General features: G+C 62.8%; 15 protein-coding genes and 1 tRNA gene. 15 read left to right on the top strand and 1 reads right to left on the bottom strand.

Annotation, left to right across the window (positions count from 1 at the left end; genetic code table 11):
• Positions 1-65: 65 nt before the first annotated feature.
• The 3 genes from carA to greA all read left to right on the top strand — a co-directional run bounded on the left by carA (position 66) and on the right by greA (position 4,985).
• Positions 66-1,202 carry a glutamine-hydrolyzing carbamoyl-phosphate synthase small subunit gene (gene carA, locus ECTOBSL9_RS00825; protein ID WP_063463468.1) on the top strand — a complete coding sequence of 379 codons (1,137 nt, stop codon included), beginning with the start codon at positions 66-68 and terminating at the stop codon, positions 1,200-1,202.
• An 85-nt stretch (positions 1,203-1,287) separates the two neighbouring features.
• Positions 1,288-4,512, top strand: coding sequence for a carbamoyl-phosphate synthase large subunit (gene carB, locus ECTOBSL9_RS00820; RefSeq protein ID WP_063463467.1), 3,225 nt, complete (start codon positions 1,288-1,290; stop codon positions 4,510-4,512).
• Positions 4,509-4,985 carry a transcription elongation factor GreA gene (greA, locus tag ECTOBSL9_RS00815; protein ID WP_063463466.1) on the top strand — a complete coding sequence of 159 codons (477 nt, stop codon included), beginning with the start codon at positions 4,509-4,511 and terminating at the stop codon, positions 4,983-4,985. Before carB ends, greA begins: the two co-directional genes overlap by 4 nt.
• A 109-nt stretch (positions 4,986-5,094) precedes the next feature.
• Here the strand turns inward: greA and ECTOBSL9_RS00810 are convergent, their stop codons facing one another.
• Complete coding sequence (locus ECTOBSL9_RS00810; protein ID WP_063465929.1) at positions 5,095-5,385, bottom strand: YhbY family RNA-binding protein; 291 nt, start codon at positions 5,383-5,385, stop codon at positions 5,095-5,097.
• Positions 5,386-5,525: 140 nt separating this feature from the next.
• On the opposite strand from ECTOBSL9_RS00810, the gene rlmE reads away from it, so the two are divergent.
• The 12 genes from rlmE (at position 5,526) to nuoE (ending at position 15,612) form a co-directional block, all read left to right on the top strand.
• Positions 5,526-6,161 carry a 23S rRNA (uridine(2552)-2'-O)-methyltransferase RlmE gene (rlmE, locus tag ECTOBSL9_RS00805; RefSeq protein ID WP_063463465.1) on the top strand — a complete coding sequence of 212 codons (636 nt, stop codon included), beginning with the start codon at positions 5,526-5,528 and terminating at the stop codon, positions 6,159-6,161.
• Positions 6,162-6,207: 46 nt separating this feature from the next.
• The gene (gene ftsH / locus ECTOBSL9_RS00800; RefSeq protein ID WP_063463464.1) at positions 6,208-8,136 is read left to right on the top strand and encodes an ATP-dependent zinc metalloprotease FtsH; all 1,929 of its coding nucleotides are present in this window, start codon (positions 6,208-6,210) and stop codon (positions 8,134-8,136) included.
• Positions 8,137-8,248: 112 nt separating this feature from the next.
• The gene (gene folP / locus ECTOBSL9_RS00795) at positions 8,249-9,118 is read left to right on the top strand and encodes a dihydropteroate synthase (protein WP_240481019.1); all 870 of its coding nucleotides are present in this window, start codon (positions 8,249-8,251) and stop codon (positions 9,116-9,118) included.
• 64 nt (positions 9,119-9,182) lie between these two features.
• Entirely contained in the window at positions 9,183-10,544 is a 1,362-nt protein-coding gene (gene glmM, locus ECTOBSL9_RS00790) for a phosphoglucosamine mutase (protein ID WP_063463463.1), read from the top strand.
• A 137-nt stretch (positions 10,545-10,681) separates the two neighbouring features.
• Positions 10,682-11,440, top strand: a complete 759-nt coding sequence (gene tpiA / locus ECTOBSL9_RS00785; protein WP_063463462.1) for a triose-phosphate isomerase — start codon at positions 10,682-10,684, stop codon at positions 11,438-11,440.
• A gap of 3 nt (positions 11,441-11,443) precedes the next feature.
• Positions 11,444-11,803 (top strand): preprotein translocase subunit SecG, encoded by a 360-nt coding sequence (gene secG / locus ECTOBSL9_RS00780; protein WP_063463461.1) that lies wholly within the window; start codon positions 11,444-11,446, stop codon positions 11,801-11,803.
• A gap of 132 nt (positions 11,804-11,935) precedes the next feature.
• Positions 11,936-12,020: transfer RNA gene (locus tag ECTOBSL9_RS00775), tRNA-Leu, on the top strand.
• A gap of 263 nt (positions 12,021-12,283) precedes the next feature.
• Complete coding sequence (locus ECTOBSL9_RS00770; RefSeq protein WP_063463460.1) at positions 12,284-12,640, top strand: NADH-quinone oxidoreductase subunit A; 357 nt, start codon at positions 12,284-12,286, stop codon at positions 12,638-12,640.
• Positions 12,631-13,107 (top strand): NADH-quinone oxidoreductase subunit B family protein, encoded by a 477-nt coding sequence (locus ECTOBSL9_RS00765; protein ID WP_025280937.1) that lies wholly within the window; start codon positions 12,631-12,633, stop codon positions 13,105-13,107. The genes ECTOBSL9_RS00770 and ECTOBSL9_RS00765 overlap by 10 nt, the downstream gene beginning before the upstream one ends.
• Before the next feature lie 27 nt (positions 13,108-13,134).
• Entirely contained in the window at positions 13,135-13,860 is a 726-nt protein-coding gene (locus ECTOBSL9_RS00760; RefSeq protein WP_063463459.1) for an NADH-quinone oxidoreductase subunit C, read from the top strand.
• A complete protein-coding gene (locus tag ECTOBSL9_RS00755) occupies positions 13,853-15,106 on the top strand; it encodes an NADH-quinone oxidoreductase subunit D (protein WP_063463458.1) in 1,254 nt (417 codons plus the stop codon). The genes ECTOBSL9_RS00760 and ECTOBSL9_RS00755 overlap by 8 nt, the downstream gene beginning before the upstream one ends.
• The gene (gene nuoE / locus ECTOBSL9_RS00750) at positions 15,106-15,612 is read left to right on the top strand and encodes an NADH-quinone oxidoreductase subunit NuoE (protein WP_063463457.1); all 507 of its coding nucleotides are present in this window, start codon (positions 15,106-15,108) and stop codon (positions 15,610-15,612) included. The genes ECTOBSL9_RS00755 and nuoE overlap by 1 nt, the downstream gene beginning before the upstream one ends.
• Positions 15,613-15,619: the final 7 nt, after the last annotated feature.

Genomic DNA, 15,619 nt, shown 5'->3' with positions numbered 1-15,619 from the left:
AATCCTATCCGGGCTGGTCGGGCTGGTCTCGTCCCGCCCCTTCTGTATGCGTGTCGGAGGTCAGCTTGAAAACCACACCCGCCTTGTTGGCATTGGAAGATGGCAGCCTCTTTCACGGTTATGCCGTGGGTGCTGAAGGTCTCACCGTGGGCGAGGTGGTGTTCAACACCGCCATGACCGGTTACCAGGAGATCCTCACCGATCCCTCCTATTCGCGTCAGTTGGTCACGCTCACCTACCCTCACATCGGCAATACCGGGGTCAACCCGGAGGACGAGGAATCCACTGCCCCCCAGGCGGCCGGATTGATCGTTCGGCACGTGCCTGCGCGCATGTCCAACTGGCGGGCCACCGAGAGCCTGCCCGATTACCTGGCCCGTCACAACGTGGTGGCCATCAGCGGCGTGGATACCCGCAGACTGACCCGGTTGCTGCGTGAAAAGGGTGCCCAGAACGGGTGCATCATGGCCGGGGCAGTGGACGAACAGAAGGCCATCGAGGCCGCCCGGGGCTTTGCCGGGCTCAAGGGCATGGACCTGGCCAAGGAGGTCACGACCCAGGAGACCTATAGCTGGAACGAGGGCACCTGGGTGCTGGGCGAGGGGCATCGCAAGGCCCCCGAGAATCAGCCCTACCATGTGGTGGCCTACGATTTCGGCACCAAGCGCAATATCCTGCGCATGCTGGTGGACCGGGGTTGCCGCATCACTGTGGTGCCCGCGAAGACGCCGGCGGCGGATGTGCTTGCCCTCAAGCCCGATGGCGTGCTGCTCTCCAATGGCCCAGGCGACCCGGAGCCCTGTGATTATGCGATTGGGGCGATCCGTGAGTTGCTGGATCACAAGGACGTGCCCGTCTTCGGCATCTGCCTGGGTCATCAGCTCCTGGGGCTGGCCGCCGGTGCCCGCTCCCTGAAGATGAAATTCGGTCACCATGGGGCCAACCACCCGGTGCAGGATCTGGCCACCCAACGGGTGATGATCTCCAGCCAGAACCACGGCTTCGCCCTGGACGACGCCGACCTGCCCGACAATGTGCGGCCCACGCACCGTTCCCTGTTCGATGGCACCCTGCAGGGGATCGAGCTGACCGATCGCTCGGCACGCAGTTTTCAGGGACACCCGGAGGCCTCGCCCGGGCCCACCGACGTGGCCCCGGAATTCGACCGGTTCGTTGACATGATGAGAGCCCGCGCGTCCTGAGGACGTTGCTGGCCTCCGGCCTCGCCAGACCCCATTCGCCCACCGGCGCGCCTCGCGCGCCGCGTTGCCCACGGTAAGACATTTCATGCCCAAGAGAACCGATCTTAAGAGCATCCTGATCCTCGGTGCCGGCCCCATCGTCATCGGCCAGGCCTGCGAGTTCGACTATTCCGGCGCCCAGGCCTGCAAGGCCCTGCGCGAGGAGGGCTACCGGGTGATCCTGGTGAACTCCAACCCGGCCACCATCATGACCGACCCGGAGATGGCCGATGCGGTGTACATCGAGCCGGTGGAATGGAAGACCGTGTCGCGCATCATCGCGCGCGAAAAGCCGGATGCGGTCCTGCCCACCATGGGTGGCCAGACAGCCCTGAACTGCGCCCTCGATCTGGCCAGGCACGGTGTGCTGGACAAGCACGGGGTCAAGCTCATCGGCGCCTCCGAGGATGCCATCGACATGGCCGAGGATCGCCAGCGTTTCCGCGAGGCCATGAGCGATATCGGTCTGGAGAGCCCGGTGGCCTACATGGTCAATAGTTGGGAAGAGGCCCAGCGGGTGCAACCGCAGATCGGCTACCCCATCATCATCCGGCCCTCGTTCACCATGGGTGGCAGCGGTGGCGGCATCGCCTACAACCGTGAGGAATACGAGGACATCGTCAAGCGCGGCCTGGACCTCTCCCCGGTCAACGAGGTGCAGGTGGAGGAGTCCGTGCTGGGGTGGAAGGAATTCGAGATGGAGGTGGTCCGGGACAAGGCCGATAACTGCATCATCATCTGCTCCATCGAGAACCTGGATCCCATGGGCGTGCATACCGGTGACTCCATCACCGTGGCCCCGGCCCAGACCCTCACCGACAAGGAATACCAGATCATGCGCGACGCCTCCGTGGCGGTGCTGCGCAAGATCGGCGTGGAAACCGGCGGTTCCAACGTGCAGTTTGCCGTGAACCCGGAAAACGGCCGCCTGGTGGTGATCGAGATGAACCCGCGGGTATCCCGCTCCTCGGCCCTGGCCTCCAAGGCCACGGGCTTCCCCATTGCCAAGGTGGCGGCCAAGCTGGCGGTGGGCTTCACCCTGGATGAATTGCGCAACGAGATCACCGGCGGTGTGACTCCGGCCTCGTTCGAGCCGTCCATCGACTACGTGGTCACCAAGATCCCGCGGTTCACCTTCGAGAAATTCCCCAGTGCCGAGGCCAAGCTGACCACCCAGATGAAGTCGGTGGGAGAGGCCATGGCCATCGGTCGTACCTTCCAGGAATCCTTCCAGAAGGCGCTGCGCAGCCTGGAGACGGGTAACGATGGTCTTAACGGCAAGGTGGACCTGGGTGGTGAGGATGCCGACGCTGAGGTGCGCGCGCGGCTGGCCGATCCGGGTCCGGACCGGATCTGGTATGCCGCCGATGCCTTCCGTCTGGGCTATACCGTGGAACAGCTGTTCGAGATGACCTGGATCGACCCCTGGTTCCTGGAGCAGATCCAGGAACTGGTGCTGATCGAGGAGTCCCTCAAGGAGCGCTCTCTCAAGGAGATCGACGCCCTGGAGCTGTTCCGCCTCAAGCAGTACGGCTTCTCCGACCGCCGTCTGGCCACCCTGCTGCAGGAGACCGAGCGCACCGTGCGCGAATATCGCCACAGTCTCAAGGTGCATCCGGTGTACAAGCGGGTGGATACTTGCGCCGCCGAGTTCGCCTCCACCACGGCCTACATGTATTCCTCCTACGAGGAGGAATGCGAGGCCGAGCCCTCCAGTCGTGAAAAGATCATGGTGCTTGGTGGTGGCCCCAACCGCATTGGCCAGGGGATCGAGTTCGACTACTGCTGTGTGCATGCGGCGCTGGCCATGCGCGAGGATGGCTACGAGACCATCATGGTCAACTGCAACCCGGAGACCGTGTCCACCGACTACGATACCTCCGACCGCCTGTTCTTCGAGCCCCTGACCCTGGAAGATGTGCTGGAGATTGTGCATCTTGAACAGCCCAAGGGCATCATCATCCAGTTCGGCGGCCAGACTCCGCTGAAGCTGGCCCGGGATCTGGAAGCCGCCGGCGCGCCGGTGATCGGTACCACGCCGGACTCCATCGACCTGGCCGAGGATCGGGAGCGCTTCCAGAATCTGATCAACGAGCTGGATCTCGTCCAGCCCCCCAACCGGACTGCCCGCAGTGTGGAGGAGGCCGTGCGTCATGCCGAGGCCATTGGCTTTCCGGTGGTGGTGCGTCCCTCGTATGTGCTGGGTGGCCGGGCCATGGAGATCGTTTACAACGAGACCGACCTGCGCCGCTACATGCGCGATGCCGTGCAGGTTTCCAACGATGCCCCGGTGCTGCTGGACCGCTTCCTGGACGATGCCGTCGAGGTGGACGTGGACGCCATCAGTGATGGCAAGGAAGTGGTCATCGGCGGCATCATGCAGCATATCGAGCAGGCTGGCGTGCACTCCGGCGATTCCGCCTGCTCCCTGCCCCCGTACAGCCTGAGCATGGAATTGCAGGACGAGATCGCCGATCAGGTGCGCAAGATGGCCGTGGGTCTGAACGTGGTGGGCCTGATGAACACCCAGTTCGCTGTCCAGGGGGGTAATCGGATCTTCGTGCTGGAGGTGAATCCCCGGGCCTCGCGCACCGTGCCCTTTGTCTCCAAGGCCATCGGCATGCCCCTGGCCAAGATCGCAGCCCGCTGCATGGCGGGGCGCAGCCTGGCCGAGCAGGGCGTGACGGATGTGATCCGGCCCAAGTATTTCTCCGTGAAGGAGGCGGTGTTCCCGTTCATCAAGTTCCCGGGCGTGGATCCCATTCTGGGCCCCGAGATGAAGTCCACCGGCGAAGTCATGGGTGTGGGCCGCAGTTTCCCGGAGGCCTTTGCCAAGAGCCAGTTGGGTGCGGGTGTGACCCTGCCCACCGCCGGCAAGGCCTTCATCAGTGTGCGTGATGCCGACAAGGGTGAGATCGCCCAGGTGGTGCGTCACCTGGCGGACAAGGGCTTTGAGTTGATCGCCACCAAAGGCACTGCTGAGGTGCTGGAAAACGCTGGCATTGCCTGCAAGCGCATCAACAAGGTCACCGAGGGCCGACCGCATATCGTGGACATGATCAAGAATGACGAGATCAGCCTGATCATCAATACCACCGAGGGTCGGCAAGCCATCGCCGACTCCTACACCATCCGCAGGGAGGCCTTGCAGCACAAGGTGAGCTACACCACCACCCTGGCGGGTGCCTTTGCCACCGTTGAAGCCCTGTCGTTCCTGGACAGCGAGAACGTGTACTGCCTGCAGGACATGCACAAGGAGAACCTGGCATGAGCAAGACGCCACTGACGGTCCGCGGGGCCGAACTGCTCAAGGCAGAACTGCAAAAGCTCAAGAGTGAGGATCGCCCCCGGGTGATCGCCGCCATTGCCGAGGCGCGCGCACACGGTGACCTGAAGGAAAATGCCGAGTATCACGCTGCCCGGGAGCAGCAGGGGTTCATCGAGGGGCGCATCAAGGATCTGGAGAGCAAGCTCTCCAACGCGCAGATCATCGACGTGACCACGCTGAATGCGGGTGGCAAGGTGGTGTTCGGTGCCACCGTGGAATTGCTGGATCTGGATTCGGATCAGGAAGTGACCTACCAGATCGTCGGCGACGATGAGGCCGACATCAAGGCGGGCCGCATCTCCGTGAACTCCCCCATTGCCCGCGCAGTGATCGGCAAGGAGGAGGGGGATGAATTCACCTTCAATGCCCCAGCGGGCGAAAAGCACTACGAGGTCGTGGCCGTCCGATACGTTTGAGTGCCCCCTCACCCCAACCCCTCTCCCCGCAGGGCAGAGGGGCTTCAAAGCGGGGACAGTCCCTTTCTCGCTCCCTTCTCCCCTCGGGGGGAAGGGCCGGGGATGAGTATCAGGGCAGCTTCACCACCGGTTTTTCCGGATTGCGCCGGAACAGGGTGGCGATGTTTCCGACCCGCTGCACCAGGGTGGCGCCGCTTCGTTCGCACATCTGCGCCACCACCTGATCCCTCAGCTCACGATTGCCCACCCCCACCTTCACCTTGACGAGTTCATGATGGTTCAGGGCGATGTCGAGTTCTTCCAGCACGGCATCGGTCAGGCCGTGTCGGCCGAGACTGACCACGGGCTTCTTGTCATGGGCCAGCGTGCGAAGGTGTTTGATCTGCTGAGGGGTGGGCATGGTGGTGAACAAGGTTCCGACTGAGATGGACAGGCCGCGCAGTTTGAGGGGTCTCACGTCAACTCTCAAGTGGTGTCGCCCCAAGGCGCGTCCGGTTAAGGTATCCTGACCCGTTATTCCATTCACAGACCCCGCCCACCATGCCCCGCAGCAAAAGCAGCCAACGCTGGCTCAAGGAACATTTCAGCGACCCTTACGTGCAGCAGGCCCAGGAAGAGGGCTGGCGCTGCCGGGCCGTCTACAAGCTCCAGGAGATCCAGGAGCGGGACCGGCTGATCCGCCCCGGGATGCGGGTGCTGGATCTGGGGTCGGCCCCCGGGGGCTGGAGCCAGTATGCCGCCGGCCTGGTGGGTCGCAAGGGCTGTGTGATTGCCTCGGATATCCTGGAGATGGCTCCCCTGGAGGGTGTTACCTTCGTGCAGGGGGATTTTCGCGAGGATGAGGTGCTGGATGCCATCCTCGCCGCCATGGGGTCCGAGATGGGGGATGAGCCCGCTGACCTTGTACTTTCCGATATGGCCCCCAATATCAGTGGGATGGATGCGGTGGATCAGCCGCGCGCCATGTACCTGGCGGAGCTTGCCCTGGACACCGCCGGACGGGTGTTGAAACCTGGCGGGGATTTCCTGGTCAAAATTTTCCATGGCGAAGGGTTCGACGAGTACGTGAAGACCCTGCGCGGGCAATTCAACAAGGTACAGATTCGTAAACCCCAGGCTTCCCGGGCCCGCTCCCGCGAGGTGTATGCGTTGGCCAGGGGCCGCAAACTGGTGTAAGGTCTGTGAAACCAACAGCACACCACGGAATAGTCGAGGTAGACCCTTGAACGAGCTGGTAAAAAACCTGATTATCTGGGCGGTTATTGCCATCGTGCTGATGTCGGTGTTCAACAACTTCACACCGCAGCAGCAGGAGGCCCAGGCCTGGTCCTATTCGGAATTCATCAGCGAGGTGAAGGCCGGACGCATCGATAGCGTGTTTATCGAGGACAAGACCATCGAGGGGCGCACCATCAACGGTGAGCAGTTCCGTACCCATGCCCCCAATGATCCCGGCCTGATTGGCGATCTGCTCAACAGCAACGTTGAGATCCGCGTCGATGAGCCGGCGCAACGCTCCCTGTTCACGGATATCCTCATCAGCTGGTTCCCGTTCCTGCTGCTGATCGGCGTGTGGATTTACTTCATGCGTCAGATGCAGGGTGGGGCCGGTGGTCGCGGCGCCATGTCCTTTGGCAAGAGCAAGGCGCGCATGATGAGTGAGGACCAGGTGAAGATCACCTTCACCGACGTGGCCGGTTGCGACGAGGCCAAGGAAGAAGTCAGCGAGCTGGTGGACTTCCTGCGCGATCCCAGCAAGTTCCAGAAGCTGGGCGGCAAGATTCCCCGTGGTGTGCTGATGGTGGGCTCCCCGGGTACCGGTAAGACGCTGCTGGCCAAGGCCATCGCCGGCGAGGCCAAGGTGCCGTTCTTCAGCATCTCCGGCTCCGACTTCGTCGAGATGTTCGTGGGTGTGGGTGCCTCCCGGGTGCGTGACATGTTCGAGCAGGCCAAGAAGCACGCGCCCTGCATCATCTTCATCGACGAGATCGATGCCGTCGGCCGCCAGCGTGGTGCCGGCATGGGCGGTGGCCATGATGAGCGCGAACAGACGCTGAACCAGCTCCTGGTGGAGATGGATGGCTTCGAGGGGACGGAAGGCATCATCGTCATTGCTGCCACCAACCGCCCCGATGTGCTGGACCCGGCGCTGCTGCGCCCCGGTCGCTTCGACCGTCAGGTGGTGGTGCCGTTGCCGGATGTGCGTGGCCGCGAGCAGATCCTCAAGGTGCACATGCGCAAGGTGCCGGTGGATGACAACGTCAAGCCCGATCTGATCGCCCGTGGTACGCCCGGTTTCTCGGGGGCCGACCTGGCCAATCTGGTCAATGAGGCAGCCCTGTTTGCCGCCCGGGCCAACAAGCGCCTGGTGGAGATGATCGACTTCGAGCGGGCCAAGGACAAGATCATGATGGGCGCCGAGCGCAAATCCATGGTCATGAGCGAGGACGAGAAGAAGCTCACCGCCTATCACGAGGCGGGGCATGCCATTGTCGGTCGTCTGGTGCCGGAGCATGATCCGGTCTACAAGGTGAGCATCATCCCCCGTGGGCGGGCCCTGGGCGTCACCATGTTCCTGCCGGACGAGGATCGCTACAGTCACAGCAAGACGCGCCTGGAAAGTCAGATCTGCTCCCTGTTTGGCGGCCGTATCGCCGAGGAGATCATCTTTGGGCCGGATAAGGTGACCACGGGTGCCTCCAACGACATCGAACGGGCCACCTCCATTGCCCGCAACATGGTCACCAAGTGGGGTCTGTCCGACCGTCTGGGTCCGCTGGCCTACGGTGAGGATGAAGGCGAGGTGTTCCTGGGGCGTCAGGTGACTCAGCACAAGCAGATGTCCGACGAGACGGCCCATGCCATCGACGAGGAAATCCGCCGGGTGATCGACTCCAGCTACGAGCGGGCAAAAACCATCCTTGAAGAGCACATGGATAAACTGCACACCATGTCCCAGGCGCTCATGAAGTACGAGACCATCGATGTGGAGCAGATCAACGACATCATGGAAGGGCGTGAGCCCCGCGATCCGGACGGCTGGACCGGTGGTGATGAACCCGGGTCCGGCGACGGTGACGCCAGTGCCAAGGGTGATGGCAAGGACAAGGAAGGCAAGGGCATCATTGGCGGCCCTGCCAGTCAGACCTGAGCCCCGGATGCCGTCTGTTGGCGGCATCTTGAACCGGTAAGACAGAGAAGCCGCCCTTGGGCGGCTTCTCTGCGTCTGGCCCCGGCATGGCCATGAGTGCCCATGGCCGGTTATGATCCATCTCTTTCACGGCCATGGTTTCGTCATGCAGTTTGGTCAGTACACCGTCGATCTCGCCCAGCCCCGTATCATGGGCATCCTCAACGTCACCCCGGACTCCTTCTCCGATGGGGGCGCCTTCATTCATCCTGCCCAGGCCATTGAGCACGCGCTCAGCATGGTGGAGGAGGGGGTCGATTTCATTGATGTGGGCGGCGAGTCCACGCGCCCCGGTGCTGCATCCGTGCCCGTCGAGGAGGAACTGACCCGGGTGGTACCCATCATTGAGGCCCTGGCGCCCCGGGTGCCGGTACCGATTTCCGTGGACACCAGCAAGGCCGCAGTGATGCGGGCCGCCTGCGCCGCCGGCGCCACCCTGATCAACGACGTGCGGGCCTTGCAGGACCCAGGGGCTCTGGAGATGGCCGCGCGGTGCGGGGTCCCTGTGTGCCTGATGCACATGCAGGGTCAGCCCCGCAGCATGCAGGTGGATCCCCAATACGGGGACGTGGTGGCCGAGGTGCGCGACTTTCTGGCCGAGCGGGTGGTGGCCTGTCGCGCCGCAGGCATTTCGGCCGATCGCCTGCTGCTGGATCCGGGTTTTGGTTTCGGCAAGAACCTGGAGCACAATCTCACCCTGTTGCGCCGTCTCCCGGAGTTGGCCGTGGAGGGACTGCCGCTGTTGGTGGGGATGTCGCGCAAGACCATGATCGGCCGGATGCTGGGTGATGAGCGGCCAGCCCCGGAGCGAATCCAGGGCAGCGTGGCTGCGGCCCTGCTGGCTGCCCAGCAGGGGGCCAGCATCCTGCGCGTGCACGACGTGGCTGCCACCCGGGACGCCCTGCGCGTGCTCCGGGCGGTGGGTCAGCCGTTCATTCACTGAAAATTCGGACAAGCGTGCCGCTTCGCTCCGCCGAACCCCTCTTGACCAGGACAGGCTTGGATTGATGACTCAGGAAAGACAGTATTTTGGTACCGACGGCATTCGCGGACGGGTGGGTCGTTACCCGATGACGCCGGACTTCGCCCTGCGCCTGGGCTGGGCGGCGGGGCGGGTGCTGGCCCCCGATGGCGAGGGCCTGGTGCTGATCGGCAAGGACACCCGTGTGTCCGGTTACATGTTTGAGTCGGCCCTGGAGGCCGGCTTGTCGGCGGCCGGGGTGGATATCCGCTTGCTGGGCCCCATGCCGACCCCCGCGGTGGCCTATCTCACCCGTACCTTCCGAGCCTCGGCGGGGATCGTGATCAGCGCCTCCCATAACCCCTACTACGACAACGGTTTCAAATTCTTCTGCACCAACGGCAATAAGTTGCCCGACCCGGTGGAACTGGCCATCGAGGCCGCCCTGGATCAGCCCATGGAGACCGTGGATTCCGCGGATCTGGGCAAGGTGGAACGGGTGGTGGATGCGGCCGGTCGCTATATCGAGTTTTGCAAGAGCACCATCCCGACCGGTACCAACCTGCATGGCCTGCGTATCGTCGTGGATTGTGCCAATGGCGCGACCTACGCCGTGGCGCCCCATGTGTTCGAGGAACTCGGTGCCCAGGTGATTCCCGTGGGTGTGCGGCCCGATGGATTCAATATCAACGAGGGTTGCGGTGCGCTGCATCCTCGTGAGCTTCAGGCCGCTGTGCTATCCCACAAGGCGGACCTGGGTATCGCCCTGGATGGGGATGGGGACCGTCTGATCCTGGTGGATGAGCGCGGCGATGTGGTGGATGGAGATCAGGCCCTGTGCATCATCGCTCTGGCGCGCCACCGGGGTGGCATCCTACAAGGGGGCGTGGTGGGCACCCTGATGAGCAACCTGGGTCTGGAGCAGGCCATGGACTCGGCAGGCATTCCCTTCCGGCGGGTGGCCGTGGGCGATCGCTATGTCATGGAGGCCCTGCATCAAGAAGGCTGGCTGCTGGGGGGGGAGTCCTCCGGGCATCTGATTTGCCTGGACCGCACCTGTACCGGCGACGGGATCATCTCGGCGCTGCAGATCCTGGAGGTGATGGGGGCTACCGGGCGGCCGCTTTCCGAATTGCAGCGGGGCATGGAAAAATACCCGCAAACCCTGGTGAACGTGCCCGTCAACCCAAGTGCCCGCCCCCACGGCTTGCTGGATACCCAGACCGTGCGCGAGGCGGTCAGGGATGCTGAATCCACCCTGTCAGGCCGTGGTCGCGTACTCCTCAGGCCCTCGGGCACCGAGCCTTTGGTGAGGGTGATGGTGGAGGGATCCGACATGGCCCTGGTGGGGCGTCTTGCCCAGGACCTGGCGGACTGCGTTCGCCGCGCAGCGGAGCGCGCATCCTGAAATTGATTTATCGGCCGCGCGCAGGTAGGATTCCCCGCTTCATGATCCGGGGACGACAAGGGCCCGATTGCTCCCGCGAGGGATGCATGTGTCCTCTGTGTTCAGCCGGGTGGGTGTCCATTTCACGGAGATGATCCATGCGTAGACCCCTGGTGGCTGGTAACTGGAAGATGAACGGTTCGCGCTCGGCGAACCAGACCCTGATGCACGACGTGGCGGCTCAGGCGGCTGGTCTTGATTCGGTCGATGTGGCGGTCTGTCCGCCCTTCGTCTACCTGGAGCAGGTGTCGTCACTGACTGGATCGGCGATTGCCCTGGGTGCCCAGGATCTTTCCGATCAGGACGAGGGCGCTCACACCGGTGAGGTGTCCGGTGCCATGCTCAAGGATCTGGGTTGCCACTACGTGATTGTTGGGCATTCCGAACGGCGTACCCTCTATGGTGAGGATGATGCCTTCACGGCCCGCAAGTTCGCGGCGGCGCGTCGTCATGGGCTCAAGCCCATCCTGTGCGTGGGCGAGCTGCTGGAAGAGCGCGAGCAGGATATCACCGAAAAGGTGGTGGCCCGGCAACTGGACGCCGTGCTGGATCTGGAGGGCGTGGAGGCGTTTCGTGACGCAGTGGTCGCCTATGAGCCTGTCTGGGCCATTGGTACCGGTCGCACCGCCACGCCGGATCAGGCCCAGGCCGTGCACGCCTTCATTCGGGAGCGGCTGGCGGAGCACAGCGCCTCTGTGGCAGCGGGTGTGCAGATTCTTTATGGAGGCAGCGTTAAAGCCGACAACGCAGCCGAGTTGTTCAACCAAGCGGATATCGATGGCGGCCTGATCGGCGGCGCCTCACTCAAGGCGGCTGACTTCCTTGCGATCTGCAAGGCCGCCAGTCAAGCAGGATAAACCATGCTGTATAGCATTTTATTGGTAGTTCAGGTAGTCTTGTCCATCGGTTTGATCGTGCTGGTTTTGTTGCAGCATGGCAAGGGAGCTGATGCGGGAGCGGCCTTTGGCAGCGGCGCCTCGGCTACCGTTTTCGGGGCCCGGGGCTCAGCCAATCTGCTCACCCGGGCCACGGCATTGACCGCCACGGGGTTCATCATCAATAGCCTGGTGCTCACCTACCTGGTGGCCAATAGGCCGGATGCTCCGAGCGTCATTGATCTGATCGATACGACACCCCAGCGTGTTGAACAACCGGCCACCATGCCTCCGGAAGATGATGATTCCGGGGAGGATGTCGGCCCGGTGGACGTCCCCAACTAAGAGGGATGCCACCCAGGCAGGTCACCTTCGGGGGGCCTGTCCAAAGGAGTTGGGAGGAGGAGTTGCCCGCGGCGCCATGGCGTTGCCTCGGGTGAGCGGGGCGTCACAGGCCCCGCGTTCGTGATGCATCGTGCAGATGTGGTGGAATTGGTAGACACGCCGTCTTGAGGGGGCGGTGGCGAAAGCCGTGCCGGTTCGAGTCCGGCCATCTGCACCATTCTTCATTCAGGCGTCGCTGTCGTTCCGGCCATTTCTTGCGGCGCTGCACAAAAAAACTCCAGCTGTATCAAGGTATTAGTGTATTCTGATGGTTGACACCCTTATAACGGGTGCCATAGACTCCCCCGGGCTTTGAGAAAATCAGGGCACTTTCAATCGGCCCCGATAACTAAAAACTAAGTGGCGTGCGTGCCTGCGCATGCACACATAGCATCACCGAGGCCTGCCGCATGCACAGCCATGGGGTGGGAGGAGAGGAACATGCTCGAAAACTACCTGCCTGTACTGGTGTTCATCGGCATCGGCGTGCTCGTTGGGGTGATTCCTCTCGCTCTGGGCATGGCAGTGGGGCCCAGTCGCCCTGACGCCGCCAAGGGCTCCCCTTACGAATGCGGTTTCGAGGCCTTTGAGGACTCCCGCATCAAATTTGACGTCAGGTTCTACCTGGTCGCCATCCTCTTTATCATCTTCGATCTGGAAATCGCGTTTCTCTTTCCCTGGGCCGTCGCCCTGGATTCCATTGGAATGTTCGGGCTTCTGGCCATGGCCATGTTCCTGGGTATTCTGGTGATCGGGTTCATTTACGAGTGGAAGAAGGGGGCCCTGGAATGGGAATAGAAGGCGTCCTTGAAAAAGGCTTTGTCACCACCTCTGCCGACAAGCTGATCAACTGGGCCCGCACGGGTTCCCTGTGGCCCATGACGTTCGGGCTGGCGTGTTGCGCCATCGAGATGATGCATACCGGTGCAGCGCGATACGACATGGACCGCATGGGCGTGGTGTTCCGACCCAGTCCCCGGCAATCGGATGTGATGATTGTCGCCGGCACACTGGTCAACAAGATGGCCCCCGCGCTGCGCAAGGTGTACGACCAGATGCCTGAGCCGCGCTGGGTGATTTCCATGGGGTCATGTGCCAACGGCGGTGGTTACTATCATTACTCCTATTCGGTGGTGCGTGGCTGCGATCGCATCGTCCCCGTGGACATCTATGTCCCCGGGTGTCCACCCACTGCCGAAGCGCTGCTGTACGGAATCCTGCAACTGCAGAACAAGATCCGTCGCACCCATACCATCGCCCGCTGACGGGCGGCCTCCAGCCAGGATCTCATGATGAGCGAGAAACTCGACAGACTGGCCGCGTGCCTGGAGAAAAAGTTCAAGGGCCGGCTGCAGGGTCTGACCCAGGCGCGTGGCGAGATCACCATTCAGGTGGCGCCGGACGACTGGTTGCCCCTGGCGCGCATGCTGCGGGACGATCCCGAACTGGGTTTTGAGATCCTCGTCGATGTCTGCGGCGTGGATTATATGGCCTACGGCGTGACCGAATGGGCCACGGAGGCCTCCAGCAGCGAGGGCTTCAGTCGCGGTGTGGAAGAGGCCACCTTCGGGCGCTTCACCTTCGACGAGGCCCCCGCTGCCGGAGGGCACGAGGGGCCGCGCTTCGCTGCGGTCTATCACCTGCTGTCCATCGCCCACAACCACCGCCTGCGCGTGCGCTGCTTCTGTCCCGACGACGAATTCCCCATGGTGCCATCAGTGGTGGAGGTGTGGTCCTGCGCCAACTGGTTCGAGCGTGAGGCCTTCGACCTTTTCGGAATCGTTTTCGAGGGGCACCCGGATTTGCGTCGGATCCTGACTGATTATGGTTTCGTGGGTCACCCCTTCCGCAAGGACTTCCCCCTGGTGGGGCATGTGGAGATGCGCTACGACCCGGAGCAACAGCGGGTGATCTATCAGCCGGTGACCATCGAGCCCCGTGTGCTGGTACCTCGGGTCATCCGCGACGATCACCGTTATCTGGATGACTCGGCCGAGGAGACATCCGCCGATGCCTGAGATTCGCAACTACACCCTGAACTTCGGTCCCCAGCATCCGGCGGCCCATGGCGTATTGCGCCTGGTGCTGGAGATGGATGGCGAGGTGGTGCAACGAGCCGATCCGCACATCGGCCTGCTGCATCGTGGAACGGAGAAGCTGGCCGAGAGCAAGCCCTACAACCAGAGCATTGGTTACATGGATCGGCTCGATTACATGTCCATGATGTGCAACGAGCACGGCTACTGCATGGCCATCGAGCGTCTGCTGGGCATCGAGCCGCCGCTGCGAGCCCAGTACATCCGGGTGATGTTTGATGAGATCACCCGCATCCTGAATCACCTCCTGTGGCTGGGCACCCACGCCCTGGATGTGGGGGCCATGACCATGTTCCTGTACTGCTTCCGCGAGCGTGAGGACCTGGTGGATTGCTACGAGGCGGTGAGTGGTTCGCGCATGCATGCCACCTATTACCGCCCCGGCGGTGTGGCCCGGGATCTGCCCGACACCATGGCCCAGTATCAGCCGTCCCGCTGGAAGAGCAAGGCCGATGTGGCCTTTCTCAACCGGGAGCGCCAGGGTGGGTTGCTGGACTTCATCGAGGCCTTCACCGAACGCTTCCCCACCAAGGTGGATGAGTACGAGACCCTGCTCACCGAGAACCGCATCTGGCGCCAGCGCACGGTGGGTATCGGTGTGGTCGGTCCGGAGCGCGCGCTGCAGCTGGGCTTCACCGGGCCCATGCTGCGTGGCTCGGGGGTGGAGTGGGACCTGCGCAAGAAACAGCCTTACGCCGCCTACGATCGCGTGGACTTTGACATCCCTGTGGGCGTTAACGGCGACTCCTACGATCGCTACCTGGTGCGCATGGAAGAAATGCGCCAGTCCAACCGGATCATCCGCCAGTGCGTGGAATGGCTGAAGAACAATCCCGGCCCGGTGCGTGTGGACGATCGCAAGATCATGGCGCCGGCTCGGGAAGAGATGAAGGCGGATATGGAATCCCTGATTCACCACTTCAAGCTCTTCACCGAGGGCTACTGTGTGCCGGAGGGAGAAGCCTACGCCACGGTGGAGCATCCCAAGGGGGAGTTCGGCGTTTACATGATTTCCGATGGGGCCAACAAGCCCTATCGGGTGAAGGTGCGGCCGCCGGGTTACGTGCACCTTTCGGCCCTGGATGAAATGTCCCGAGGGCACATGCTGGCCGACGTGGTGACCCTGATCGGCAGCCTGGATATCGTTTTTGGGGAGATCGACCGCTGATGTCAGCCAATCCGACTCAACGCAAGTCCGACCTGCTCAGCGAGCACATCCGCCATGAGATCGACGACTGGCTCGCCCGCTACCCGGAGGATCAGCGTCAGTCCGCTGTGCTGGGTGCGCTGCGGGCGGTTCAGCACGAGCATGGTCATCTGTCCACCGAGATGATGGACGCGGTGGCCGACTATATCGGCATGCCCGAGATCGCCGTCTACGAGGCGGGCAGCTTCTACTCCATGTTCGAACTGGAGCCGGTGGGCAAGCACAGCATTTCGGTGTGCACCAACATCTCCTGCATGCTGCGGGGCGGCGACAAGATCCTGGAACACCTGGAGAAGAAGCTGGGTGTGGGCCTGGGCGAGTCGACCCCCGACGGCCGTTTTTTCCTCAAGCGTGAGGAAGAATGCCTGGCCGGGTGCTGCGGCGCCCCCATGATGCAGGTGAACCACGTCTATCACGAGCATCTCACCCCCGAGCGGGTGGATGAGATCCTCGACAAGCTGGACTGAGGCGGCC

The sequence above is a fragment of the Ectothiorhodospira sp. BSL-9 genome, assembly GCF_001632845.1.
Lineage (GTDB): Bacteria > Pseudomonadota > Gammaproteobacteria > Ectothiorhodospirales > Ectothiorhodospiraceae > Ectothiorhodospira.
Note: the sequence above shows the minus strand (reverse complement) of the source record. Positions and strands in the feature narration are given on the sequence as shown.